Origin of the sequence: Pseudomonas sp. 1D4 (genome assembly GCF_001728925.1) — a bacterium.
Taxonomy (GTDB): domain Bacteria; phylum Pseudomonadota; class Gammaproteobacteria; order Pseudomonadales; family Pseudomonadaceae; genus Metapseudomonas; species Metapseudomonas otitidis.
Genome location: NZ_LXJQ01000047.1, coordinates 17,405 through 42,266, shown reverse-complemented (window position 1 = coordinate 42,266; position 24,862 = coordinate 17,405). Strand labels below are relative to the sequence as shown.

The following is a 24,862-nucleotide window of genomic DNA, read 5'->3' as shown; positions in this document are numbered from 1 at the left end:
AAGAGAAAGCCCGGCATCTGCCGGGCTTTTTTGTCAGTCGTTGCGCGAAGGCGACAGCAACTCGATCTTGTAGCCGTCCGGGTCCTCGACGAAGGCCAGGATGCTGGTGCCGTGCTTCATTGGCCCCGGCTCGCGGGTGATCTTGCCGCCACGGGCGCGGATGTCCTCGCAGGCCTTGTAGACGTCGGCCACTTCCAGGGCGATGTGGCCGTAGCCGGTGCCCAGCTCGTACTTCTCCACGCCCCAGTTGTGGGTCAGCTCGATCACGCTGTTGTGGGCTTCGTCGCCGTAGCCGACGAACGCCAGGGTGAACTGGCCGTCCGGGTAGTCCTTGCGGCGCAGCAGGGTCATGCCCAGGACTTCGGTGTAGAAGGCGATGGATCTGTCCAGATCGCCGACGCGCAGCATGGTATGCAGCAGTCTCATCAGGGATTCCTCTTGGTTGCCCGATCAGGGCTTATAAAAGCAGAACCCCGGCTCGTGGCCGGGGTTCCTTTTGGCACGGGGCGCTCAGCTTATCAGAACAGCTTGCGGCCCTTGCCCGCGGCGATGCGCATGCGCAGGGCGTTGAGCTTGATGAAGCCCGCCGCGTCCGCCTGGTTGTACGCGCCGCCGTCTTCTTCGAAGGTGGCGATGTTGGCGTCGAACAGCGAGTCGTCGGACTTGCGACCCACGACGATGACGTTGCCCTTGTACAGCTTCAGGCGCACCACGCCGTTCACGTTGGCCTGGGAGGCGTCGATCATCTGCTGCAGCATCAGGCGCTCGGGGCTCCACCAGTAGCCGGTGTAGATGAGACTGGCGTACTTGGGCATCAGCTCGTCTTTCAGGTGGGCCACTTCGCGGTCCAGGGTGATGGACTCGATGGCGCGGTGGGCCTTGAGCATGATGGTGCCGCCGGGGGTCTCGTAGCAGCCGCGGGACTTCATGCCGACGTAGCGGTTCTCGACGATGTCGAGGCGGCCGATGCCGTTCTCGCCACCGATGCGGTTCAGCTCGGTCAGCACCTGGGCCGGGCTCATGTCCTTGCCGTCGATGGCGACGATGTCACCGGCGCGGTAGGTCAGCTCAATGTAGGTCGGGGTGTTCGGTGCGGCTTCCGGGGACTTGGTCCAGCGCCACATGTCTTCTTCGTGCTCGGTCCAGGTGTCTTCCAGCACGCCGCCCTCATAGGAGATGTGCAGCAGGTTGGCGTCCATGGAGTACGGGGACTTCTTCTTGCCGTGACGCTCGATCGGGATGCCGTGTTTCTCGGCGTAGTCCATCAGCTTCTCGCGGGACAGCAGGTCCCACTCACGCCAGGGGGCGATGACCTTGACGCCCGGTTTCAGCGCATAGGCGCCCAGCTCGAAGCGAACCTGGTCGTTGCCCTTGCCGGTTGCGCCATGGGAGATGGCGTCGGCGCCGGTCTCGTTGGCGATTTCGATCAAGCGCTTGGCGATCAGCGGGCGTGCAATGGACGTGCCCAGCAGGTATTCGCCTTCGTAGATGGTGTTGGCGCGGAACATCGGATACACGAAGTCGCGGACGAACTCTTCGCGCAGGTCATCGATGTAGATTTCCTTGACGCCCATGGCCTGGGCCTTGGCACGGGCCGGCTCGACCTCCTCGCCCTGGCCGAGGTCGGCGGTGAAGGTCACCACTTCGCAGTTATAGGTATCTTGCAGCCACTTCAGGATCACCGAGGTGTCCAGGCCACCGGAATAAGCCAGGACAACCTTCTTCACGTCCGCCATGCCATCAACTCCACGGGGTTGTACGAAAACCGGTGATTCTACTGACCCTGGCGGCCAAATTACAGTGGCGCGACAGACAATGACGACCAGGCGACAGATTCTTTCGATCCGGCGCCGCTCAGGAAGCGGACGCCGGCTTGGCAGGAGCGGGACTGGCGGTCGGGGGCACGGCAGGGGCCGTGGCGGGTGCCGCAGGGGCCGTTGCCGGCTCGGTAGCCGGTGCGGCGGCTGGGGTCTCCGCCGGGGGGGCCTCGGGCTCCTTGGACAGGACCACCGCCACCCGGCGGTTCTTGGCGCGGTTGGCCTCGTTGGTGTTGGGCACCAGCGGATAGCGCTCGCCATGGAAACGCATCACCATCTGCGATTCCGGCACACCATTGGCCTTGAAGTAATCGAACACCGCCAGCGCCCGACGCCGCGACAGGTCGCGGTTGGTCAGGCGGTTGCCGGAGTTGTCGGAGTGGCCGTCGATTTCGATGTGATTCACTGCCGGGTCGGCTTTCATGTAGTCGAGGACGATCTCCAGCTTGGCGCGAGCCCTCGGATCGAGCGCCACGCCACCACCGGGAAAGCCCAGTTCCAGCTTCTTCACCTGGTCGAAGTTCACCGGCAGCAGCTTGGCGGTGCAGGCCAGGTAGTCGTTGTAGGCCTTGTTGAAATGCACCGGCAGCAGGCGCACCTCCAGAGCGTCCCCGCCCTGTTGGGTGCGGTGGCGCACCAGTGGGCTGCGTCCTTCCAGCAAGCCGGTGAGCAGGCGCCCACCCTGCAACTGGTTGCTGTTGAACGGCACCTCTCCGTTGCCCACCGCCACGGCACCGAGGTTGATGTCGCCGCGCCCGGGCTGCCAGGGCGCCGCCGCCGCCAGCAAAGTCGCCTGGCCGCCGCCCATCCAGCGCTCGTTGGGCTTGAGGCGGAAGGTGACCTGCTCGCCGGCACGGCGGACGAACTCACCGCTGCCGAAGTCGGTGATCGGCTGTGACAGGCGGCACTCGAACTTGTCTCCTTCCACCTTCCACTCCACCTTCTCCAGGCGGGTCTGGAAGGTGATGGCCATGGCCGGCAGGGCAATGAGGCTGAGCAGGGCGATGGGAAAAGCGCGCACGGCTGGCTCCGGGGAAAGACGTCAGGTTCACAAGGGCTATCGGTGCGAAGGCGGAAAACTTAAGCGCCGTTCAGCGCCATCGCCGCTGATGCACCGCCCGTGCCCCGGCCGGGCTTTTCCGGTAGCATGCACGCCGAGTTTCACCCGCCTGGAATCCCCCCATGTCCGACCGCCTGACCCTGCTGCGTCCCGACGACTGGCACATCCACCTGCGTGATGGCGCCGTACTGGCCCACACCGTGGCCGATGCCGCGCGCACCTTCGGCCGCGCCATCATCATGCCCAACCTGGTGCCCCCGGTGCGCAACGCCGAGGAAGCCGACGCCTACCGCCAGCGCATCCTCGCCGCCCGTCCGGCCGGCAGCGGGTTCGAACCGCTGATGGTGCTGTACCTCACCGACCGCACCCGCCCCGAAGACATCCGCGCCGCCAAGGCCAGCGGCTTCGTCCACGCCGCCAAGCTCTATCCGGCAGGCGCCACCACCAACTCCGACTCCGGGGTGACGCGCATCGACGCCATCTTCCCGGTACTGGAGGCCATGGCAGAAGTCGGCATGCTGCTACTGGTGCACGGCGAAGTGACCCGCAGCGAGATCGACGTGTTCGACCGCGAGAAGGCTTTCATCGACGAGCACCTGGTGCGCGTCGTCGAGCGCTTCCCCACCCTGAAGGTGGTGTTCGAACACATCACCACCGGTGACGCCGTGCAATTCGTGCGCTCGGCCTCCAGCAACGTGGGCGCCACCATCACCGCCCACCACCTGCTGTACAACCGCAACCACATGCTGGTGGGCGGCATCCGCCCGCACTTCTACTGCCTGCCGATCCTCAAGCGCAACGTGCACCAGGAAGCCCTGCTGGACGCCGCCACCAGCGGCAGCCCGCAGTTCTTCCTCGGCACCGACTCCGCGCCCCACGCCCAGCACGCCAAGGAAGCCGCCTGCGGCTGCGCCGGCTGCTACACCGCGTATGCGGCCATCGAGCTGTACGCCGAGGCCTTCGAGCAGCGCAACGCCCTGGACAAGCTGGAAGCCTTCGCCAGCCACCACGGCCCTGATTTCTATGGCCTGCCGCGCAACACCGACACCATCACCCTGGTACGCGAGGACTGGACCGCTCCGGCCACCCTGCCCCTGGGCGCGAACAGCGTGGTGCCCCTGCGCGCGGGCGAAACCCTGCGTTGGCGACTGCTGGAGGGCCAGGCGTGAGCGAGGAATTCTTCGACGACGAACTCGACGGCAACATGCCGTCCGGCCCGCGCCACCCCATGGCGGCACGCTTCCGTGGCTACCTGCCGGTGGTGGTGGACGTGGAGACCGGTGGTTTCAACTGCGCCACCGATGCCCTGCTGGAGATCGCTGCCACCACCGTCTCGATGGATGAAGACGGCTTTCTCTACCCGGACCACACGCACTTCTTCCGGGTCGAGCCCTTCGAGGGCGCCAACATCGAACAGGCCGCCCTGGAATTCACCGGAATCAAGCTGGACCACCCGCTGCGCATGGCCGTGACCGAGGAACATGCCTTGGGCGAGATCTTCCGGGGCCTGCGCAAGTCCATCAAGGCACACGGCTGCAAGCGCGCCATCCTCGTGGGGCACAACAGCAGCTTCGACCTGGGCTTCCTGAATGCCGCGGTGAACCGTACCGGCATCAAGCGCAACCCCTTCCACCCCTTCTCCAGCTTCGACACCGCCACCCTGGCGGGCCTGGCCTACGGCCAGACGGTGCTGGCCAAGGCCTGCCAGGCCGCCGGCATCGAGTTCGATGGCCGCGAGGCACACTCGGCACGCTACGACACCGAGAAGACGGCCGAGCTGTTCTGCGGCATCGTCAACCGCTGGAAGGAAATGGGCGGCTGGATCGACGACTGATCCCGCCACCACGAAAAAGGCCGCCCGTACCTGGTACGCGCGGCCTTTTTTGTCTTCCAGCACTGCAACAAAATGGGGGCCGAAGCCCCCGTTCTCGTTCCCCGATCAGGCCCGCTCGGCCGGCTTGACCCTGAACCAGGCCGCGTAGAGGGCCGGCAGGAACAACAGCGTCAGGGCGGTGGCGACGATCAGCCCGCCCATGATGGCCACCGCCATGGGGCCGAAGAACACGCTGCGCGACAGCGGGATCATCGCCAGCACCGCCGCCAGGGCGGTGAGCACGATGGGCCGGAAGCGCCGCACCGTGGCTTCGATGATGGCGTGCCAGCGATCCAGGCCGGCGGCGATGTCCTGCTCGATCTGGTCCACGAGGATCACCGAGTTGCGCATGATCATCCCCGACAGGGCGATGGTGCCGAGCATGGCCACGAAGCCGAACGGCTGGCGGAACACCAGCAGGAACAGGGTCACGCCGATCAGCCCCAGGGGCGCGGTGAGGAACACCATGGCCGAACGCGAGAAGCTCTTGAGCTGCAGCATCAGCAGCGTCAGCACCACCACGATGAACAGCGGTACACCGGCGTTGACCGACTTCTGCCCGCGCGCGGAATCCTCCACCGTGCCCCCCACCTCCAGCAGGTAGCCGCTGGGCAGCTCGGCGCGGATCGGTTCCAGGGTCGGCTGGATCTGCGTCACCAGGCTGGCCGGCAGCGACTTGTCGTAGATGTCGGCGCGCACGGTGACCGTCGGCAGGCGGTTGCGGTGCCAGATGATGCCTTCCTCGAAGCCGTATTCCAGGGTCGCCACCTGGGACAGCGGCACGCTGCGGCCACTGTCGGTGGGCACTGCCAGGCTCGGCAGCAGGGCCAGTTCCTCGCGCTCGCGCGGGGTGCCGCGCAGAAGGATGTCGATCAGCTCGTTGTCTTCGCGGTACTGGCTGACGGTGCTGCCGCTGAGTGAACTCTGCAGGAAGCGCGACAGGTCGGCGGTGCTCACGCCCAGGGCGCGGGCGCGGTCCTGGTCGATGTTCAGCCGCACCACCTTGCTCGGCTCCTCCCAGTCCAGGTGCACGTTCACCACGTGGGGGTTCTCGCGCACCTTGTCGGCCACCTTGCGAGCCAGGGCGCGGACTTCGTCGATGTGCTCGCCGGACACGCGGAACTGCACCGGGTAACCCACCGGCGGGCCGTTCTCCAGGCGGGACACGCGGGTGCGCACTGCCGGGAATTCGTCGTTGAGCACCTGGATCAGCCAGCTGCGCACCGCCTCGCGGTCCTCGATGGTCTTGGCCAGCACCACGAACTGGGCAAAGCTCGCCGCCGGCAACTGCTGGTCGAGGGGCAGGTAGAAGCGCGGCGACCCGGTGCCGACGTAGGCCACGTAGTTGTCGATGCCGGGGTGATCCTTGAGCAGGGCCTCCAGGCGCGCGGCTTCAGCCTCGGTGTTGAGCAGGGACGCGCCCTCCCCCAGCTTGAGGTCCACCATCAGCTCCAGGCGCCCGGAGGCGGGGAAGAACTGCTGGGGCACGAAACGGAACAGCGCGATGGAGGCGACGAACGCCACCAGGGTCAGCACGATGACTGTCTTGCGCCGGCGCACGCACCACTCCACCACACGCCGCACGCGCTGGTAGAAGGGCGTGGCGTAGGGGTCGTGGGCGCCGCTGCCGCCATGTTTCTCGGCGTGGCGCTTGGCCAGGTCGGGCAGCAGCCGGTCCCCCAGGTAGGGCACGAAGACCACGGCAGCGATCCAGGACACCAGCAGGGCGATGGTCACCACCTGGAAGATCGAACGGGTGTACTCGCCGGTGCCCGATTGCGCGGTGGCGATGGGCAGGAAGCCGGCGGCGGTGATCAGCGTGCCGGTGAGCATGGGGAAGGCCGTGCTGGTCCAGGCGTAGCTGGCTGCCTTGAGCCGGTCGTAGCCCTGCTCCATCTTGATGGCCATCATCTCCACCGCGATGATCGCGTCGTCCACCAGCAGCCCCAGCGCCAGCACCAGCGCGCCGAGGGAAATCTTGTGCAGGCCGATGCCCAGGTAGTACATGGCAGCGAAGGTCATCGCCAGCACCAGCGGGATGGACAGCGCCACCACCAGGCCGGTGCGCAGGCCGAGGGAGAAGAAACTCACCAGCAGCACGATGATCAGCGCTTCGGTAAGCACCCGGACGAACTCGCCCACGCCGGTCTTCACCGCCGCCGGCTGGTCGGAGACCTTGCGCAACTGCATGCCGACCGGGAGGGTTTCCTGCAGGCGGGCGAACTCGCCCTCCAGCGCCTGGCCGAGGACCAGGATGTCGCCCCCGGCTTTCATCGAGACCGCGAGGCCGATGGCGTTTTCGCCCATGAAGCGCATACGCGGCGCCGGCGGGTCGTTGAAGCCCCGGCGCACCTCGGCCACGTCACCGATGCGGAAGGTGCGATCCCCCACGCGGATGGGGAAGTCGCGAATCTCCTTCACCGAATCGAAGCGCCCGCTCACCCGCAGTTGCACGCGGTCGGTGGGCGTCTCGAAGAAACCGGCGGCGGCCACGGCGTTCTGTTCTTCCAGTGCCTGCTGCACGGCCGCCAGCGGCAGGCCGAGGGTCGCGGCCTTGGTGTTGGAGAGTTCGATCCAGATCTTCTCGTCCTGCAGGCCGATCAGCTCGACCTTGCCCACGTCCTTCACCCGCTGCAGTTGCAACTGGATGCGGTCGGCGTAGTCCTTGAGCACGGCGTAATCGAAGCCCTCACCGGTGAGGGCATAGATGTTGCCGAAGGTGGTACCGAACTCGTCGTTGAAGAACGGCCCCTGGATGCCCTGGGGCAAGGTGTAGCGGATGTCGCTGATCTTCTTGCGCACCTGGTACCAGAGCTCGGGAATCTCGTTGGAGTGCATCGAGTCCCGCGCCAGGAAGGTGACCTGGGATTCACCCGGCCGGGAGAACGACACGATGCGGTCGTACTCGCCGGTCTCCATCAGCTTCTTCTCGATGCGCTCGGTAACCTGGCGGGACACCTCTTCGGCACTGGCGCCGGGCCAGTTGGTGCGGATCACCATGGCCTTGAAGGTGAAGGGCGGGTCTTCGCTCTGCCCCAGCTTGGAGTACGACAGGGCACCGACGATACCCAGGAGCAGCATGACGTAGAGGACGATCTGACGGTTTTTCAGCGCCCAGGCGGAGAGGTTGAAGTTCACCGTGCCTTACTCCTTGGCCACCAGCTTGACCGCGCGATTGGCGCGGTCCACGGGGCGGACTTGCTGCCCCTCGCGCAGCACCTGGACGCCGGCTGCGACGACCCAGTCCTGGGCCTTCAGCCCGTCCAGCACCGGCACCCTGTCCTCGCCATAGGGGCCGACATGCACGGTACGCCGCACCAGGGTGGAAGTGGCAGGGTCGACTACCCAGACGAACGGGGTCCCGGCCTCGGCGGTAAGCGCCGACAGCGGCACCGAGAGACTCTCGCCCCCCACGCCCTTCACGTAGACGCGGGCGCTCTGGCCCAGCTCCGCCGGCACCTGACCGGCGGTGAAAGCGACCCGCGCGGCGAAGGTGCGCGACTGCTGGTCCGCCGCCGGCGCCAGTTCACGGATGCGCGCAGGGAACTGGCTGCCCGGCTGGGACCACAGCTCCACCGCCACCGGCTGGTCCACCTTGAAGCGGTCGATGGCGTGCTCGGGCAGGCTGATCAGCACCTCGCGCTCACCATCGACGGCCAGGCTGAAGACCGTCTGCCCGGCTGCCACTACCTGGCCCACCTCGGCACGGCGGGACGCGATCACACCGTCCTGGGAGGCGCGCAGCACAGCGTAATCCGCCTGGTTGCTGGCGACGTTGTACTCGGCCTTGATCTGTTTGAGCCGCGCCTCGCCGGCGCGGTACTGGTTCTCGACGTTGTCGAACTGCGACTGGCTGATGAGCCTGCGCTCCAGCAACGTGCGGTAGCGATCACGCTCGGCGCGCACCAGTTGCAGGTTGGCTTCGGCGGCGGCCACCTGGGCGCGGGTCGCTTCCAGTTGCAGGCGCACGTCCTGCGGGTCCAGCTCGGCGAGGGGCTGGTCCTTCTTCACCCGGTCCCCCACCTCCACCAACCGGCGGGTGATCTTGCCACCAATGCGGAAGGCCAGGTCCGGTTCATAGCGGGCGCGAACCTCGCCGGCGTAGGTGTCCACGGCGTCCGCCGCGGGTTGAGGTTGCACCACCATGGCCGGGCGGATGATAGGCTGCGCGCTTTCACCATTGCCACAGGCACCAAGGAGAAGGGACAGGGACACGGGCAGAGCGAGGGACAGGGCATGGCGGTGCATGGTGAATGACCTTTCGCGACGTAAGGTTTTTTGAATATTTATACTGCCCGGTATAGTAAAAATAGCGAACTCACCAGTCCAGTATTAACGAGAAAATGTCAGACAATTCTTTGCAGAGCATCGGCCCGGGGCGCCCGAAGGACCCGGCGAAACGCGCAGCGATCCTCGAGGCGGCGAAATCGCTGTTCCTCAGCAAGGGCTACGACGGCAGCAGTATGGACGCTATCGCCGCGGAAGCCGGGGTCTCGAAGCTCACGGTTTACAGCCACTTCACCGACAAGGAGACACTGTTCTCCGCTGCGGTGAAGGCCAAGTGCGAGGAGCAATTGCCGGAGCTGCTGTTCCAGTTGCCCCATGAAGGCACCATCGAAAGCGTGCTACTGAACATCGGCCGGGGCTTCCACGCGCTGATCAACAGCCGCGAGTCCATCGAACTGCACCGCCTGATGGTGGCGCTGGGCACACAGGACCCGAAGCTCTCGCGGCTGTTCTTCGACGCCGGCCCACAGCGCATCCTCAACGAGATGGAGCGCCTGCTGGCCCGCGCCAACGACGCCGGCAAGCTGAACATCGACAAGCCGTTGAACGCCGCCGAGCACTTCTTCTGCCTGATCAAGGGCGGGCACAACTTCCGCCTGCTGATCGGCTGTTGCGCCGCACTGGAAGGACCAGGTGCCGAGCAGCACGTGCAGGAAGTGGTGGGCCTGTTCCTCAAGGCCTACCGGGTCGAGGCCTGAGACCCAGGCGAGCAGAAGAAGGCCGGCGGACACCCCAAAGGCATTCGCACTCAGCCCTTGGCGAGGGCTTTCTTCGGGTAGATGTCGTAGCGGCTGGACTTGCCTTCCAGGGCGTAGCTCGGCTTCGGCCCCTCGATGATCGGCGCCTTGCGGGGGCGCTTCACCACCACCCGATGGGTGGCCAGGTCCAGAGCGGTAGCCAGCAGCGCCGGGGCGTCCAGGTCATCCCCCACCAGGGGGCGGAACAGGCGCATTTCCTTCTTCACCAGGGCGCTCTTGTCCCGGTGCGGGAACATCGGATCGAGGTAGATCACCTGGGGCGGCTCGTCCGTCCACTCGGCCATGCGGGTGATCGCATTGCCGGTCAGCAGGTGCAGGCGGGCGGCGATGGGGGCCACGTCGAGATCACGCGCAGCGCGGGCCAGGCCATCTTCCAGCAGGGCCGCCACCAGCGGCTGGCGCTCGATAAGGTGCACTTCGCAGCCCAGGCTGGCGAGCACGAAGCCATCGCGCCCGAGCCCCGCGGTGGCGTCCAGCATCCGAGGCCGAATACCCGGCTGGATGCCCACCGCCTTGGCGATCATCTGCCCTGCCCCGCCACCGAACTGACGCCGGTGCGCCGCAGCCCCTTCAACGAAATCCACCCGTACCGGGCCGGGCGCACCCGGCCCCAGTTCCACCAGTTGCAGGCCGTCGTCGCCCAGTTGCAGGGCGAAGTCCGCTTCGCCGTCCAGGGGCAGGCTCAGGCGCTCGGCCCAGGCCCGAGCCTCGGCCTCCAGGTGAGGCGCCAGGGCCTCGACCCTCACCCGGGCCGTTTGTTGCTCGTCGTTCATCAGGGGGTCCATCGAATCGAATGGGCGGCATTTTGCCAGAGCCACCCACCCCGGGTCAGCGGCACCGGCGGAACAGCCCCATGTCGAGGTGGAAATGGTCACGGTGGGCGGCGTTGTAGTCCGGCCCCAGGGTGACGTGAAAGGTGTCGCAGGCAGCCTGGTGCGCCTGGCGCAGGAAGCGTGCGGCATCGCCCTGACCGCTCCAGTCTCGGGCCACACTGATGCGCCGACCATCGGCCAACTGGAAGCCGGCGATGTCCAGGGCATTGGCATAGGCGTGCTGGCTGCGGCGCTGACTGGTGCCGATATTGCGGCAGGCGAAGCTGCCCAGGTGGTCCACCCGCGCCACCGGCTGGCCGAACACTTCGCGGGCGGCCGGTTGAAGGCCGTGTCGCTCGAACAGCGCCCAACCCACCGCCACTTCGCAGGTGGCCAGGAAGCTGCTGCTGAAGCGCACGCCGGACGCACTCACACGCACCGCGTTCTCCACCGGGCAGCCCGGGGCCGGCACGCTGTCGGGCACCGTCTGGTAGCGCATCCCCGCGCTGTCCAGGGCCTGCTTGCAGAGCCGGGGGTCGGCCTGCAGGCGCATCAGCTTGAAGGATGTCAGCAGGTTCGGTGGCTCACGCACGTCCAGCGGGGCCCAGGGGTTCCAGCGCGGGGGCACCTCGATCCAGCCCTGCCTCACCGCCAGCGGCAGCAGCACCAGCGCGAGGACGAGGCCCCCCAGCATTCGCCCACGTCGGCTCATTGCGGGGGAAACAGTGCGTTGATCCGGTCGAACGGCATCGCCTGCTGGGCAGCGGACAGGTCATGCCCGTGGAGCTGGCGCGCCGCTTCGAAGAACGCCCCGTAGGCCACCCGCGCCAAGTTGGAACCCAGACTGACCCGACGCACGCCCAGCGCGGCCAGTTCGTCGAGGGTCAACGCCAGCGCTGGCGAGCCCACCAGGATGTTGACCGGCTTGGGAGCAACGGCGGCCACCACCTCGGCGATCTGTTCGCGGGTGGTCAGGCCAGGGGCATAGAGCACATCGGCGCCGGCCTCGGCATAGGCCACCAGGCGGCGCAGGGTATCGTCCAGGTCCGACCGTCCATGCAGGAAATTCTCTGCCCGCGCCGCGAGAGTGAAGGGGAAAGGCAGTGCCCGCGCGGCCTCAGTCGCTGCCTGGATACGCTCCAGGGCCAGCCCGGCATCGTAGATGGGCGCCTCTGGCCGGCCGCTGGCGTCTTCGATGGAGCCACCGACCAGACCGGCTTCCGCCGCCAGCCGCAGGGTCTCGGCGCAAGCTTCGGGGCTGTCGCCGTAGCCGTTCTCCAGGTCGGCCGCCACCGGCAGCGGTGTGGCCTCGACGATGGCGCGGGCGTTGCCCAGGGCCTCTTCCCGGCTCACCGCCCCTTCCGCATCCCGCCGCCCGAGGGAGAAGGCCAGACCGGCGCTGGTGGTGGCCAGGGCCTTGAAGCCCAGATGCGCGAGCATGCGGGCGGAGCCGGCATCCCAGGGGTTGGGCAGGACCACCAGGTCCGGCCCCTGGTGCAGGGCGGCGAAGTCTCGGGCGCGTTGGCTCTGGTCAGTCATGGGGGGTCGCTCCATCGAAGGCGGGGAGGCCCGACCTTACCCCAGGGGAACGGGAGCGGACAGATACACACAGTGCCCGGCGATCAGAGCAGGGCGAACTGCTCAACCGCCGGCGCCACCTCGGGTTCAGCCAGGGCGGGCAGGCCCGGCAGACGCCCCATCAGGCCGTCATGGAAGCGCCTGGCCTGGGCGGCAGCCAGGTGGTTGTCGGGGGTATGCAGGAACACATAGGGCGTGAGGCCCTCCTCGATCCAGCCGGCCACCTTGTCCAGCCACGGCTCCAGCCACACCTGGTTGGCGTCCAGATCGGGACCACCGATGAAGCGCACCTGCGGGGCGCGGCTGAAGGCTGCCGGGCGCACCGGTACGCGCGGCTTCTTCGATTGCGCGTGGCGCACGGCGGGGTCGTCGGATTCACAGGCGAACAGCGCCCGGGAATCCAGGCAGATGCGCTCCACACCACGCTCATGGAGCAGGCGGTTCAGGGCCTTCTCCTCCTCGCCCCGGGCGAAGAAGGCGTTGTTGCGCACCTCCACAGCGATGGCGCGGTGGGAGAAGCTGTCGAGCCACTCTGCCAGCTCGCCGAGCCGCAGCGGCCCGAAGCTTGCCGACAATTGCAGCCAGAGCGGCGCGACCCGCCCGCCGAGCGGTTCGAGCAGGTGCAGGAAAGCCTGGGTGGCCTCGACCTTGTCACGCAGGTCGCCTTCGTGACTGATGTCCCGGGGCAGCTTGGCGCAGAAGCGGAAGCCCTCCGGCATCCGCTCGGCCCACTGCTGCAGCGTGGCAGGCGCGGGACGGGCGTAGAAGGTGGTGTTGCCCTCGACGGCGTTGAACACCCGGGCGTAGTGCTCCAGGGTTTCCGCCGGGCGGACATCGTCAGGGTAGAGGGAACCGCGCCAGGCTGGCTCGTTCCAGGACGGGCAGCCGAGGAAGTACGGCAGCATCAGGCGTAGAGGTCGAGCCCGAGGACTTCCGGCGCACCGCCTTCGGAGGCGAAGTTGGCCGTGGTGCTGTAGCTGGCAATGGCCTGGTAGGCCCGGTTGCTGAGGTTACGAGCGACGGGCTGCTGCAGGTCCTGGAGGCGCGCCGGCAGGGCATCGCTGCTGGCGTTGCTCGCCTCCACCTTGCGCGGCTGAGCGACCTGCTCGAAGCCCTGGGTATTGGCGGGAGTGGACGGGACGTCACGACGCGACTCGACCTCGCGCTGCACCTCGCGGAAAGCAGTGGTCGCGCTGCCCTGGCGAGGGCTGCGGTCCAGCGAGATGGAAGAGGTGAAACCGTCGATGCGCATTGCGAGCGTCTGCTGTCCCGAGGGTGGGCGTGAATGGTGTGGAATCTAGCCGGGCGCCGGGTGTTTTTCAATCGGCGCGGACGTCCGGCCATACCGGCCGTCGCCCATGGCGACCGCCGACGTTTCCCCTCAGAGCGGCGCCTTGGGGGTGGCCACGTTGTCACGCAGGTACACCGGTTGCGCCGCGTCGGCGACAACGGCCTCGCCACGGTCCCAGGCAAAACCGGCCAGGGCGAGCAGGTCCTGGGCATGGGGCAGCAGGGCCGCGTCGCGCCCCTGGGTCGGCACCGCCAGGCGCTCGCCGTAGGTGCCCCAGCCGGTGCCGGCGCCGAACCAGTCGCCCGCTGCATCGCGCGGCAGCGCCACCTGTTCAGGCGGCAGGACCGCCTCGACACCGGCCAGGCACATCTCGCCGGCTTCCAGGCGGTAGCAGCCCCAGTAGACCTCGTCCATGCGCGCGTCGATGGCGGCGGCCACCTGGGTCACGCCCTGCTCCCGGTGGGCGCGCTGGGCCAGCACCGCGAGGTTGGAGACCGGCAGTACCGGGCGCTCCAGGGCGAACGCCAGCCCCTGGACCACGCCGATGGCGATGCGCACCCCGGTGAAGGCACCCGGGCCACGGCCGAAGGCGATGGCATCCACGGCGGACAGGGCGACCCCCGCCTCGCCCAGCAGGTCCTGGATCATGGGCAGCAGGCGCTGGGCGTGCTGCCGGGGGATCACCTCGTAATGGCTGAGCACGCGCCCTTCATGCAGGAGGGCGACGGAACAGGCTTCGGTGGCGGTATCCAGGGCCAGCAGGGTGGTCATCGGGGCATCCAGGTGAGCGAAAAAAGGCGCGCATTATAAACGCCAACGGCCCGCAAGCGGGCCGTTGGTCGGGCTGATCGCGAAGGATCAGGACAGGGCGGCGAACACCTTGGCGGTGATCTCGTCGACGCTGCCCACGCCGGCGACGGCGCTGTACTTCGGCGTGCCTTCGGCGGCCGACAGCTTCTGGTAGAAGTCCACCAGCGGCTTGGTCTGGGAGTGGTACACGGAGAGGCGATGACGCACGGTCTCCTCGGTGTCGTCCTTGCGCTGCACCAGATCTTCGCCGGTGACATCGTCCTTGCCCTCGACCTTCGGCGGGTTGTAGACGACGTGGTAGACGCGGCCGCTGCCCTCGTGAACGCGGCGACCGGCGATGCGCTGAACGATCTCCTCGTCATCGACGGCAATCTCGACCACGTGGTCGATGCTCACGCCTGCTTCCTTCATGGCCTCGGCCTGGGGAATGGTGCGCGGGAAGCCATCGAACAGGAAGCCGTTGGCGCAATCGGGCTGGGCAATGCGTTCCTTGACCAGGTTGATGATCAGGTCGTCGGACACCAGGCCACCTGCATCCATCACGCTCTTGGCCTTCAGGCCCAGCTCGGTACCGGCCTTCACGGCGGCACGCAGCATGTCGCCGGTGGAGATTTGCGGGATGGAGAATTTCTTGGTGATGAAACCAGCCTGGGTACCTTTGCCGGCACCGGGCGCCCCCAGCAGAATCACGCGCATCGATGTGCTCCTCAAGAATTGTTTTGAAGTCTTCGGATTCGCCTCGTGGGGCCAATCTCAGTATCGGTTTCGGCGTCTTCGAGCGGCCAAAAGGTTGCTCAAGATACACAGCACCCCTATAGCGCACAAGCCGTCGAAAGTCGGAGCCAAAGGCCCTCTAGCCGGTGTTTCGCAGGCCCGCGGCGATGCCTGCCACGCTCACCAGCAGGGCCAGTTGCAGGGGGTCCTCCACCCGGCTTCCAGCCGCTCTGGAACGGGCCAGCAGCTCGGTCTGCAGCAGATGAAGCGGGTCCAGGTATATATTCCGCACGCCGATCGCCTCGCGGGTCTCCGGACTGAGGGCGAGCAGCTCGGAATGACCGGTCACGCGCAGTACCGACGCACAGGCCTGCGACAATAGGTCGCGTAAATGCGCACCCAGCGGACGCAGGCCGTTTTCCACCAGACGCTCGTCGTAGAGCGCCGCGATCGGCGCGTCGGCCTTGGCCAGGACCATCTCCAGCATGTCGATGCGGGTGGCGAAGAACGGCCAGCCCTCGCGCATGCGCTGCAGCAATGGCCCTTCGCCGCGCGCTTGCGCCCCCTGCAATGCACGCTCCCAGCCCAGCCAGGCCGGCAGCATCAAGCGCGTCTGGGTCCAGGCGAAGATCCACGGAATCGCCCGCAGGCTCTCGATGCCGCCGGCCCTGCGCTTGGCCGGCCGACTGCCCAGGGGGAGCCGACCCAGCTCTTGTTCGGGCGTGGCCTGGCGGAAGTACTCGACGAACAGCGGGTGCCCGCGCACCACGTCGCGGTAGCCGGCCAGGCCGTCGGCGGCCAGCCGGTCCATGGCCTCGCGCCAGGCCGGTTCGGGCTCCGGCGGCGGCAGCAGGGTCGCCTCCAGCACGGCGGCCAGGTAGAGGTTGAGGTTCTGCTCGGCCACATCCGGCAGGCCGAATTTGAAGCGGATCATCTCGCCCTGCTCGGTGGTGCGGAAACGCCCCGCCACCGAACCCGGCGGCTGCGACAGGATGGCCGCATGGGCCGGACCGCCGCCGCGCCCCACCGTGCCGCCCCGGCCATGGAACAGCAGCAGTTCGACGCCATGCCGGGCGCACACCTGTACCAGCGCTTCCTGGGCACGGTACTGGGCCCAGGCGGCGGCGGTGGTGCCAGCGTCCTTGGCCGAATCGGAGTAGCCGATCATCACTTCCTGCGGGCCGCAGAGACGCGCGCGGTAGTCCGCCAGGCCCAGCAGCCGGTCGATGGTCGGTGCGGCGTTGTCCAGGTCCGCCAGGGTCTCGAACAGCGGGACCACGCGGATCGGCCGTTGCAGCCCGGCCTCCTTCAGCAGCAGTTGCACGGCGAGCACGTCCGAAGGTGCCCCCGCCATGGAGATCACGTAGGAGCCGAGGGACGCCGCCGGCGCCTGGGCCACCACACGGCAGGTGGCGAGCACCTCGGCAGTGTCCTCGCCGGGCTGGTGATGGGGCGGCAGCAGCGGGCGCGGATTGGCCAGCTCGCGCTGGAGGAAGGCCAGGCGCGTGTCCTCGTCCCACTGGCTGTAGTCGCCCAGCCCCAGGTAGTCGGTGATCTCCGCCAGGGCGGCGCGGTGGCGGGCCGAGTCCTGGCGCACGTCCAGGCGCACCAGGAACAGGCCGAAGGTGGCCGCACGGCGCAGGCAATCCAGCAGCGCGCCGTCGGCGATCACCCCCATGCCGCAGGCATGCAGCGAGCGGTGGCAGAGTTCCAGCGGTTGCAGCAGGTCCTCGTTGTCCTGCAGCACGTCGGTGCCGGGCAACCGCTCGCCGTCCAGCGCGGCCTGGGCCCAGGCACGGGTGGCGCGCAGGCGCTCGCGCAGTTGCTTGAGCAAGGCGCGATAGGGCTCGGCCTGTTCGCCGCCGACGCGCGCCAGCAATTCATCGCTGGCGCGCTGCATGGACAGCTCGGCCGCCAGGTGATCGACGTCCCGCAGGTACAGGTCGGCCGCCATCCAGCGGGCCAGCAGGAGCACCTGGCGGGTGACCGCTGCGGTGACGTTGGGGTTGCCGTCGCGGTCGCCGCCCATCCACGAGGCGAAGCGCACGGGCGCGGCGCGCAGGGGCAGGTGCTCGCCGGTGGCGGAGAACAGCGCCTGGTCGGCCTTGCGCAGCACGTTGGGCAGCGCCTGCCAGAGGGAGTGCTCGATCACCGCGAAGCCCCATTTGGCCTCGTCCACGGGGGTCGGCCGCTGGCGGCGGATCTCGTCGGTGTGCCAGGCCTCGGCGATCAGCCGGCGCAACGCCAGGTGCACGGACTCGCGCTCCGCATCGGTGAGGTCGTCATGGTCCAGACGGGCCAGTTGCGCTGCCATGGCGTCGTACTTCTGGATCAGCGTCCGCCGCGCCACCTCGGTGGGGTGGGCAGTGAGCACCAGCTCGATGTCCAGCGTCGCCACCTGGCGGGCCAGCGCATCGGGGGCGTGGCCGGCCTGACGCAGGCGCTGCAGCAGTTCCGGCAACACGCGCTGCTCGAACGCCAGCGGCTCACCCGGTGCCTGGCGGCGTACCCGGTGGTACTGCTCGGCGATGTTGGCCAGGTTGAGGAACTGGTTGAAGGCACGGGCCACCGGCAGCAGTTCATCGGTGGTGAGGTCGGCGAAGGACGCCTCCAGCCGCTGGCGCCCTTCTGCCACGCCCTGGCGCGCGGCCTTGGCGCCCTTGCGGATGCGCTCGATCTTCTCCAGGAAGGCATCGCCCCACTGGTCACGGATGGTGTCACCCAGCAGTTCGCCGAGCAGGTGGACGTCTTCACGCAGGCGCGGGTCGATCTCCGCCATGGCAGGCCTCTCCGGTAAAGGGCAAGGAGGCTCCAGAGTGCCCACGCCAGGCAGCACTGGCAAGACCGCCGCCCTACCACGCGGCACCTGCGCTCCGGCTCGCTGCGGTCAAGGGCTGTGACCCTGCCTCGTAAATTTTCTTGAACATTTTCGACAGGCGGCCAGTCACACCCCATAAGCCAGGTCATTCGGAAAACGCCGCCTAAAAGCGGCTATCCGGCGCCAACATGTATTCATTGGCGCGCATCTGGCAGGAAAGTAGCCATGAAGCCCCACCGGGCCGAGGTCACCAATGGAGCTGAACATGATGAAAAAGCGCGCTGCTGTAGCGAATCCGAGAACAGTGATGGCCGTGCTGGCCCTGGGCGCTACCGCCCTGCTCGCCGGCTGCGCCGGCAACCCGCCGACCGAACAGTTCGCCGTCACCAACACCGTGGTCAAGAGCGCGGTCGATGCCGGCGCTCCGCAGTACGCCCCGGTTGAAATGAAGACCGCCCAGGACAAGCTCGACCAGGCCGAGCGCCTGATGCGCGACGAGCGTTACGACGAGGCCCGCCGCATTGCCGAGCAGGCCGAGTGGGATGCCCGCGTGGCCGAGCGCAAGGCGCTGGCAGTGAAGGCCGAGAAGGTGCTGGACGACGCCCACCAGGGTGTCCAGCAGATCCGTGAAGAGGGCTCGCGCACCCCGATCCTGGTGCACTGAACCCTGGCCTCCGAACCCAGATAAGGATGATCCCCATGAACAAGCTGATCAGCGTTTCCGCCCTTTCCGTGCTGAGCCTGGCCCTGGTGGCCTGTGCCTCCAAGCCGAACCCGAACCTGGACCAGGCCCGCAGCAACTATTCCCAACTGCAGGCCGAGCCCCAGGCCAACAGCCTGGCCGCCCTCGAAACCAAGGAAGCCGGCGACATGCTCAGCCGTGCCGAGCAGGCCTACGCCGACAAGCAGGAGCCAGTGCAGGTCGATCACCTGGCCTACCTGACCAACCAGCGCATCGAACTGGCCCGCCAGACCATCAAGCAGAAGGCCGCCGAAGAGGCCCTGGCCAAGGCGCCGGCACAACGCACCCAGGCCCAACTGGACGCCCGCAACCAGCAGGTGGACGTGCTGCTCAACCAGCTCAAGGCCAAGCAGACCGACCGTGGCCAGGTGGTGACCCTGGGCGACGTGCTGTTCGAAGTGGACCGCGCCGAACTGACCCCCAACGGCATGCAGAGCGTGCACCAGTTGGGCACCTACCTGACCCAGAACCCGGACCGCCAGGTGGTGATCGAAGGCTTCACCGACAACACCGGCACCGTCGACCACAACCTGCGACTGTCCCAGGCCCGCGCCGACTCCGTGCGCCGCGCGCTGGTGGCCATGGGCGTGAACCCGAGCCGCGTCACCACCCACGGCTTCGGCAAGGACTACCCGGTGGCCAGCAATGACTCGCCCTCCTCCCGCGCGCTGAACCGCCGGGTCGAGGTGACCATCGCCAACGGCCCCGGCCCGGTCACGCCCCGCGCCCTCTGAAGACACCGCGCCCATGAAGAAGCCCGCCTGATGGCGGGCTTCTTCATGCAACGGCCTTCACTCAATGCCGCCCATGCACCCCCGGCACATGCAGGTGCCCCGCCTCGGAGCAGGCTTCGGACACCACGCTGGGCGGTGCCGGCTGCTCCAGCTCCCGCAGGATGCCGCACGACTCGCTGCTGCCGGCGCCCTGGCACTGGGCGCGCAAATCCCGCAATTGGTCCTGCAGGGCGCGCAGCTCGGCGATGCGCACTTCGACGTGGTGGATGTGCTCGTCGATCAGCCGGTTCGCCACCGCGCAATCGGCCTCGGGGTTGTCCCGCAGGCGCAGCAGCTCGCGGATCTCCTGCTGGGTCATGTCCAACGAGCGGCAATGGCGGATGAACGCCAGGCGCTCCACATGGGCCTGGGTATAGAGGCGGTAGTTGCCCTCGCTGCGCGCGGGCTCGGGCAGCAGGCCCTCACGCTCGTAGTAGCGGATGGTTTCCACCGGGCATTCGGTCAGCCGGGCCAGTTCACCGATCTTCATGAACAGCACTCCTTGACTCTGTAGTTGCTACAGGGTGTGCAATGACGCCCGTACCGTCAATGGAGTCCGCCATGAGCCAGGACAATTGCTGCAACCACAACCACGGACGTGCGGCCACAGCCAGGCCGAAGACAGCCTACGACCATCACGACCACGACCACGACCACGACCACGACCACGACCATCAGCCTGCGGGCCCCGCGCCGGCGCTGCACGCCCCGGACGCCACCCTCGGCGAAGCACGCTGGAGCAGCCTGCGCATCAAGGCGATGGACTGCCCCACCGAGGAGCGCCTGCTGCGCGACGCCCTGGGCAAGGTCCCGGCCATCGAGGCCCTGGAATTCAACCTGATGCAGCGAGTGCTCAAGGTCCGCCACCGCTTCGTCGACCTGGCGCCACTGCAGCGACTGGTGGCCCAGCTCGGCATGCAGGCCGAACCCCTGGAGGCTGGCGAGCCGGCACCGGCCGAGCGCCGCAAGCCCTGGTGGCCGCTGGCCCTGGCCGGCGTCGCCGCCCTGGCGGCCGAAGCCTGCGAGTGGTTCTCCATCGGCCCGGGTTGGCTGGAAGCCGGGCTGGCGCTGCTGGCCATTCTCACCGCCGGCCTGCCCACCTACCGCAAGGGCTGGATCGCGCTGAAGAACCTCAACCTCAACATCAACGCGCTGATGAGCATCGCCGTCACCGGCGCCATGCTGATCGGCCAGTGGCCGGAAGCGGCCATGGTCAGCGTGCTGTTCGCCATCGCCGAGCAGATCGAAGCGCGCTCCCTGGAACGGGCGCGCAACGCCATCCGCGGCCTGCTGGACCTGGCGCCGGAACAGGCCACCGTGTGGCGGGACGGCACCTGGCAGGCGCTCTCTTCGCGCGAGGTGGAAGTCGGTGCGCGAGTGCGGGTACGCCCCGGTGAACGCATCGCCCTGGACGGCGAAGTGCTGCGCGGCCGCTCCAGCGTCAACCAGGCGCCCATCACCGGCGAGAGCCTGCCGGTGGAGAAGGAGCCGGGCGATAGCCTGTTCGCCGGCAGCATCAACGGCGAGGGCGAGCTGGAATACAGCGTCACCCACGCGGCGGGCGACAGCACCCTGGCGCGCATCATCCACGCCGTTGAGGAAGCCCAGGGCGCGCGGGCGCCGACCCAGCGCTTCGTCGACGCCTTCTCCCGCGTCTACACCCCGGTGGTGTTCCTCATCGCCGTCGCCACTGCCGTGGTGCCGCCGCTGCTGCTGGGCGGGCTGTGGCTGGACTGGATCTACCGCGCCCTGGTGCTGCTGGTGATCGCCTGCCCCTGCGCCCTGGTGATCTCCACGCCGGTCACCCTGGTCAGCGGGCTCGCCGCCGCAGCGCGCAGCGGGGTACTGGTCAAGGGTGGGGTGTTCCTGGAAATGGGCCGCCAGCTCGCCTGGGTCGCCCTCGACAAGACCGGCACCCTGACCCACGGCCAGCCGACCCAGACCGACCACGAACGCCTGCGCGACCTGCCGGGCCACGACCCGCGCCAGTTGGCGGCCAGCCTGGCCGCCCGCTCGGACCACCCGGTGTCCCAGGCCATCGCCCGCGCTGCCGAGGCCGACGGCGTCGCCCTGCTGGAGGTGGACGAGCAAGCCGCCCTGCCCGGCCGCGGCGTGCGCGGCCAGGTCGCCGGTCACACCTGCCACCTGGGCAACCACCGCCTGGTGGAGGAGCTGGGCCTGTGCTCGCCCGAACTGGAGACGCGCCTGGATGTGCTGGAACGCCAGGGCAAGACGGTGATCGTGCTGCTCGACGAACAGGGCCCGCTGGCGCTCTTCGCCGTGGCCGACAGCGTGCGCGAGACCAGCCGTGAAGCGGTGGCCGAACTGCACCAACTGGGGGTGCGCACCCTGATGCTGACCGGCGACAACCCCCACACCGCTGCGGCCATCGCTGCCCAGGTGGGCATCGACGAGGCGCGCGGCAACCTGCTGCCGGAAGACAAGCTGGCGGCGATTCGCGAGTGCCAGGCCGGCGGCAAGCGGGTCGGCATGGTCGGCGACGGCATCAACGACGCACCGGCCCTGGCCCGTGCCGACATCGGTTTCGCCATGGGTGCGGCGGGCACCGACACCGCCATCGAGACTGCCGGCGTGGCGCTGATGGACGACGACCTGCGCAAGCTGCCGCAGTTCATCCGCCTGTCGCGCCGGACCTGGTCGGTGCTGGTGCAGAACATCGCCCTCGCCCTGGGCATCAAGGCAGTGTTCCTGGTGCTCACGCTGATGGGCGAAGGCACCCTGTGGATGGCGGTGTTCGCCGACATGGGCGCGAGCCTGCTGGTGGTGTTCAACGGCCTGCGGCTGTTGCGCGGCGTGAAGTAGAGGAGCGGCATCGCCCGGCTACGGCGCAGCTCACGTAGCCCGGGCTTCAGCCCGGGGAGCAGTGGCTCCATAGAAACAGCGGGCCCGGAATGGCGCCGGGTCATTCTGGTGCTTCAAGCCACTGAAAAGCGGTGGGCTGAAGCGGAACGCCGCCCGAGCCACCCTACAAAAGCCGCCAGATCAGGCGAGGGCGTTGCGGTAGACGCGGGCCATGTCGTCGGCGAAGGCCACCAGCAGCACCTCGTCCAGGCTGCTGCCGGCGGGGCGCGCTTGGCGCAGTTCGTGGACGGCCACGGCGGCGGCGGCCTCCAGCGGGTAGCCGTAGATGCCGCAACTGATGGCCGGGAAGGCGATGCGCGCCAGCCCTTGCGCCTCGGCCAGCGCCAGGCTGTTGCGGTAACAGCGGGCGAGCAGTTCGGGCTCGCCCTGATCACCGCCGCGCCAGACCGGCCCGACGGTGTGGATCACGAAGCGCGCCGGCAGGCGGTAGCCCGGTGTGATGCGCGCCTCGCCCGTGGGGCAACCACCGATGATCCGGCAGCGGGCCACCAGCTCCGGCCCCGCCGCACGGTGGATCGCACCATCGACGCCACCTCCGCCCAGCAGGGAGGAGTTGGCGGCGTTGACGATGGCGTCCACATCGAGGGTGGTGATGTCGCCCTGCCAGACGGTGATTTTCATCAGCGGTCTCAGCGGATTTCCTGCGGGGTTTCCTGGCCCATGCAGCGCACGGCCTGCTTCTTGTTGTTCACCAGCACGCCGGTCAGGCCCTTCTGCTGGGTGTCGAACAGCACCAGCACGCCATCGATGCACTGCGCGACCTGGTTGGCCGGCTGCAGCGAGACCTTGTAGTCCTCGCCGGGGATGGTCTTGAGCATGGTGAAGTCGGACAGCAGCAATGCATCCTCGGGTTTGGCGAAGTGCAGGTAGCCGTAGTACCAGAGGACCATCACGGTGCCGATGATGGTGCCGACGCCGGTGAGGATCAGCGGAATGGGGTTGCGTTCGCTCATTGGGGACTCTCTGTATTCGGGACTTCAGCCAGCCGTCGCAACCCGACGAACCCCTTGGGGTCGTCGAGGTAACGCAGCATCACTTCGCGCCAGGTGGGGTCGGCAAAGGTCTGCACATGGCCGCCCCGGGTCGGCTGGAACACCCGTGGCGGGGGCGCAGCTTGATACAAGCGCACGCCATTGGAAAGGGGCACCACCGGATCGTCAATGCTCTGGTAGATCAGCATCGGCAGCCCCTGCAGGCGGCCGATGGCACCGATTGCGCTGTCGCCATCCGGCACCAGCCAGGACAGCGGCACCTGCAGCGGCCAGGTTAACCAGGCGTTGCCGAGGGTGAATTGAGCCACGTCACGGTAGCTGGCCGGCACGCCGTCCAATACCAGCGCCCGGACGCCGGCCCGGCGCTCGGGGTGCTCGGCCAGGTAGCGCAGCGCCAGGGCGCCGCCCAGGCTCTGCCCGAGGACGATGCGCGGCTGGCCCTGGGCTTCGGGCGCACGGTCGAGCCAGTCGAAGGCGGCGTCCAGGTCGAGGAACACATCCGGCAGGGCCGGCTTGCCTTCGGAGTGGCCGTAGCCGCGATAGTCCAGCATCAGCACCTGGTAGCCCTGCTCGGGCAGCCACCAACTGCCGCCCAGGTGGCTGGCGAGGTTGCCGCCGTTGCCGTGCAGGTGCAGTACGGTGCCCTTGACCGCTTTGCCCGGCGCCACCGGCAGCCACCAGCCGTGCAGGCGCAGGCCATCGTCGGTCACCAGTTTCACGTCGCGGTAGGCCAAGCCAACCCGCTCGGGGGTGAACGGCAGCTCGCGCTCGGGGTAGAACAGCAGCCCGCTGCAGCCCTGCAGCAGCAGGAGCAGGAGCAGCAGCGGGACGAGGCGCCTCACTTGCCGCCGGCGCGGGTTTCCTCGCGCGCCTTGTAGGTGGCTTCATAGATGCGCTCGGCCAGCCGCGAGAAGGGCAGGCTCTGAATCCACACCGTACCGGTGCCGCGCAGGGTGGCCAGGAGGATGCCCTCGCCACCGAAGAGCATGCTCTTCAGTCCGCCGGCCAGCCCGATGTCGTAATCGATGCCCTGGGTGAAGGCCACCAGGCAGCCGGTGTCCAGGCGCAGGGTCTCGTTGTTCAGCTCCTTGCGGATCACCGTGCCGCCGGCGTGCACGAAGGCCAGTCCATCGCCCTCCAGCTTCTGCAGGATGAAGCCTTCACCGCCGAAGAATCCCGCCCCCAGGCGCTTGTTGAAGGCGATGCCGATGCGCGTGCCGTGGGCGGCGCAGAGGAAGGCGTCCTTCTGGCAGATCAGTTGGCCGCCGACCTGAGCCAGGTCCACCGGCACTACGGTGCCCGGGTAGGGCGCGGCGAAACCGACGCGCTGCTTGCCCTGACCTTCGTTGGTGAAGTGGGTCATGAACAGCGACTCGCCAGTGAGCATGCGCTTGCCGGCGCCCCACAGCTTGCCGAGCAGGCCGTTGGCACTGCCATCGCCCATGCGGGCTTCGAAGCGGATGCCTTCGGTCATGTAGTTCATGGCGCCGGCCTCGGCGATCACCGTTTCACCGGGGTCGAGGATGATCTCCACGGTCTGCGCCGAGGCGCCGAGGATGTCGTATTCGAGCTGGTGGCTGGCCATGCAGGGCTCCCTTGGAGGTGACTGGGGATCAATCACGAGCGCCGGTCAGGCCGTGGTTCGACACCTCGG

At 68.0% G+C, this 24,862-nt stretch carries 24 protein-coding genes; 6 read left to right on the top strand and 18 right to left on the bottom strand.

The features are described from left to right. Positions 1-33 precede the first annotated feature (33 nt). The 3 genes from gloA to A7D27_RS21015 all read right to left on the bottom strand — a co-directional run bounded on the left by gloA (position 34) and on the right by A7D27_RS21015 (position 2,838). Positions 34-426, bottom strand: a complete 393-nt coding sequence (gloA, locus tag A7D27_RS21025; protein ID WP_069561309.1) for a lactoylglutathione lyase — start codon at positions 424-426, stop codon at positions 34-36. Between the two features lie 92 nt (positions 427-518). Further along, positions 519-1,736 carry an argininosuccinate synthase gene (locus A7D27_RS21020; protein ID WP_069565978.1) on the bottom strand — a complete coding sequence of 406 codons (1,218 nt, stop codon included), beginning with the start codon at positions 1,734-1,736 and terminating at the stop codon, positions 519-521. 118 nt (positions 1,737-1,854) lie between these two features. Next, positions 1,855-2,838: an OmpA family protein gene (locus tag A7D27_RS21015; protein ID WP_069565977.1), complete on the bottom strand. Its 984-nt coding sequence runs from the start codon at positions 2,836-2,838 to the stop codon at positions 1,855-1,857. A gap of 161 nt (positions 2,839-2,999) precedes the next feature. Between A7D27_RS21015 and pyrC the strand changes: the two genes are divergently transcribed. Further along, the gene (pyrC, locus tag A7D27_RS21010; RefSeq protein WP_069565976.1) at positions 3,000-4,046 is read left to right on the top strand and encodes a dihydroorotase; all 1,047 of its coding nucleotides are present in this window, start codon (positions 3,000-3,002) and stop codon (positions 4,044-4,046) included. Continuing rightward, entirely contained in the window at positions 4,043-4,711 is a 669-nt protein-coding gene (rnt, locus tag A7D27_RS21005) for a ribonuclease T (RefSeq protein WP_069565975.1), read from the top strand. The genes pyrC and rnt overlap by 4 nt, the downstream gene beginning before the upstream one ends. Positions 4,712-4,816: 105 nt before the next feature. Here rnt and A7D27_RS21000 read toward each other — a convergent pair whose 3' ends face one another. Beyond that, the gene (locus A7D27_RS21000; RefSeq protein ID WP_069565974.1) at positions 4,817-7,888 is read right to left on the bottom strand and encodes an efflux RND transporter permease subunit; all 3,072 of its coding nucleotides are present in this window, start codon (positions 7,886-7,888) and stop codon (positions 4,817-4,819) included. A gap of 6 nt (positions 7,889-7,894) precedes the next feature. Next, complete coding sequence (locus A7D27_RS20995; protein ID WP_069561315.1) at positions 7,895-8,998, bottom strand: efflux RND transporter periplasmic adaptor subunit; 1,104 nt, start codon at positions 8,996-8,998, stop codon at positions 7,895-7,897. 95 nt (positions 8,999-9,093) lie between these two features. Between A7D27_RS20995 and A7D27_RS20990 the strand changes: the two genes are divergently transcribed. Next, positions 9,094-9,735, top strand: coding sequence for a TetR/AcrR family transcriptional regulator (locus tag A7D27_RS20990; RefSeq protein WP_069561316.1), 642 nt, complete (start codon positions 9,094-9,096; stop codon positions 9,733-9,735). A gap of 50 nt (positions 9,736-9,785) precedes the next feature. Here the strand turns inward: A7D27_RS20990 and A7D27_RS20985 are convergent, their stop codons facing one another. The 8 genes from A7D27_RS20985 to ppc all read right to left on the bottom strand — a co-directional run bounded on the left by A7D27_RS20985 (position 9,786) and on the right by ppc (position 17,779). Further along, a complete protein-coding gene (locus tag A7D27_RS20985) occupies positions 9,786-10,568 on the bottom strand; it encodes a class I SAM-dependent methyltransferase (protein ID WP_069565973.1) in 783 nt (260 codons plus the stop codon). 55 nt (positions 10,569-10,623) lie between these two features. Next, on the bottom strand, positions 10,624-11,301 hold the full coding sequence (locus tag A7D27_RS20980) for an extensin family protein (RefSeq protein ID WP_083265725.1): 678 nt from the start codon (positions 11,299-11,301) through the stop codon (positions 10,624-10,626). 14 nt (positions 11,302-11,315) lie between these two features. Continuing rightward, positions 11,316-12,146 carry an isocitrate lyase/phosphoenolpyruvate mutase family protein gene (locus A7D27_RS20975; protein ID WP_069565972.1) on the bottom strand — a complete coding sequence of 277 codons (831 nt, stop codon included), beginning with the start codon at positions 12,144-12,146 and terminating at the stop codon, positions 11,316-11,318. 83 nt (positions 12,147-12,229) lie between these two features. Then, a complete protein-coding gene (locus A7D27_RS20970; RefSeq protein ID WP_069561320.1) occupies positions 12,230-13,090 on the bottom strand; it encodes a DUF72 domain-containing protein in 861 nt (286 codons plus the stop codon). Beyond that, positions 13,090-13,437: a hypothetical protein gene (locus A7D27_RS20965; RefSeq protein ID WP_069565971.1), complete on the bottom strand. Its 348-nt coding sequence runs from the start codon at positions 13,435-13,437 to the stop codon at positions 13,090-13,092. Before A7D27_RS20965 ends, A7D27_RS20970 begins: the two co-directional genes overlap by 1 nt. Positions 13,438-13,566: 129 nt before the next feature. Continuing rightward, entirely contained in the window at positions 13,567-14,247 is a 681-nt protein-coding gene (gene tsaB, locus A7D27_RS20960; protein WP_069565970.1) for a tRNA (adenosine(37)-N6)-threonylcarbamoyltransferase complex dimerization subunit type 1 TsaB, read from the bottom strand. Between the two features lie 87 nt (positions 14,248-14,334). Further along, entirely contained in the window at positions 14,335-14,982 is a 648-nt protein-coding gene (gene adk / locus A7D27_RS20955) for an adenylate kinase (RefSeq protein WP_069561323.1), read from the bottom strand. A 157-nt stretch (positions 14,983-15,139) separates the two neighbouring features. After that, entirely contained in the window at positions 15,140-17,779 is a 2,640-nt protein-coding gene (gene ppc / locus A7D27_RS20950) for a phosphoenolpyruvate carboxylase (protein WP_069561324.1), read from the bottom strand. A 292-nt stretch (positions 17,780-18,071) separates the two neighbouring features. Here ppc and A7D27_RS20945 point away from each other — a divergent pair, with 292 nt between their 5' ends. Further along, a complete protein-coding gene (locus A7D27_RS20945; protein ID WP_069565969.1) occupies positions 18,072-18,482 on the top strand; it encodes a DUF4398 domain-containing protein in 411 nt (136 codons plus the stop codon). Between the two features lie 35 nt (positions 18,483-18,517). Next, positions 18,518-19,294 (top strand): OmpA family protein, encoded by a 777-nt coding sequence (locus A7D27_RS20940; protein ID WP_069565968.1) that lies wholly within the window; start codon positions 18,518-18,520, stop codon positions 19,292-19,294. Positions 19,295-19,355: 61 nt separating this feature from the next. Here the strand turns inward: A7D27_RS20940 and cadR are convergent, their stop codons facing one another. Next, positions 19,356-19,823 (bottom strand): Cd(II)/Pb(II)-responsive transcriptional regulator, encoded by a 468-nt coding sequence (gene cadR, locus A7D27_RS20935; RefSeq protein WP_069565967.1) that lies wholly within the window; start codon positions 19,821-19,823, stop codon positions 19,356-19,358. Between the two features lie 71 nt (positions 19,824-19,894). On the opposite strand from cadR, the gene A7D27_RS20930 reads away from it, so the two are divergent. Continuing rightward, a complete protein-coding gene (locus A7D27_RS20930; protein ID WP_139134146.1) occupies positions 19,895-22,156 on the top strand; it encodes a heavy metal translocating P-type ATPase in 2,262 nt (753 codons plus the stop codon). A 180-nt stretch (positions 22,157-22,336) separates the two neighbouring features. Here the strand turns inward: A7D27_RS20930 and A7D27_RS20925 are convergent, their stop codons facing one another. Genes A7D27_RS20925 through A7D27_RS20910 form a run of 4 tightly spaced genes read right to left on the bottom strand, consistent with a single transcriptional unit; the run spans position 22,337 to position 24,793 of the window. Further along, positions 22,337-22,837, bottom strand: a complete 501-nt coding sequence (locus A7D27_RS20925; protein WP_069565966.1) for an O-acetyl-ADP-ribose deacetylase — start codon at positions 22,835-22,837, stop codon at positions 22,337-22,339. A gap of 8 nt (positions 22,838-22,845) precedes the next feature. Continuing rightward, positions 22,846-23,169 carry a hypothetical protein gene (locus A7D27_RS20920; protein WP_069561329.1) on the bottom strand — a complete coding sequence of 108 codons (324 nt, stop codon included), beginning with the start codon at positions 23,167-23,169 and terminating at the stop codon, positions 22,846-22,848. Beyond that, positions 23,166-24,050, bottom strand: coding sequence for an alpha/beta hydrolase (locus tag A7D27_RS20915; RefSeq protein WP_069565965.1), 885 nt, complete (start codon positions 24,048-24,050; stop codon positions 23,166-23,168). The genes A7D27_RS20920 and A7D27_RS20915 overlap by 4 nt, the downstream gene beginning before the upstream one ends. Next, positions 24,047-24,793 carry a TIGR00266 family protein gene (locus A7D27_RS20910; RefSeq protein ID WP_069561331.1) on the bottom strand — a complete coding sequence of 249 codons (747 nt, stop codon included), beginning with the start codon at positions 24,791-24,793 and terminating at the stop codon, positions 24,047-24,049. Before A7D27_RS20910 ends, A7D27_RS20915 begins: the two co-directional genes overlap by 4 nt. Between the last annotated feature and the right edge of the window lie 69 nt (positions 24,794-24,862).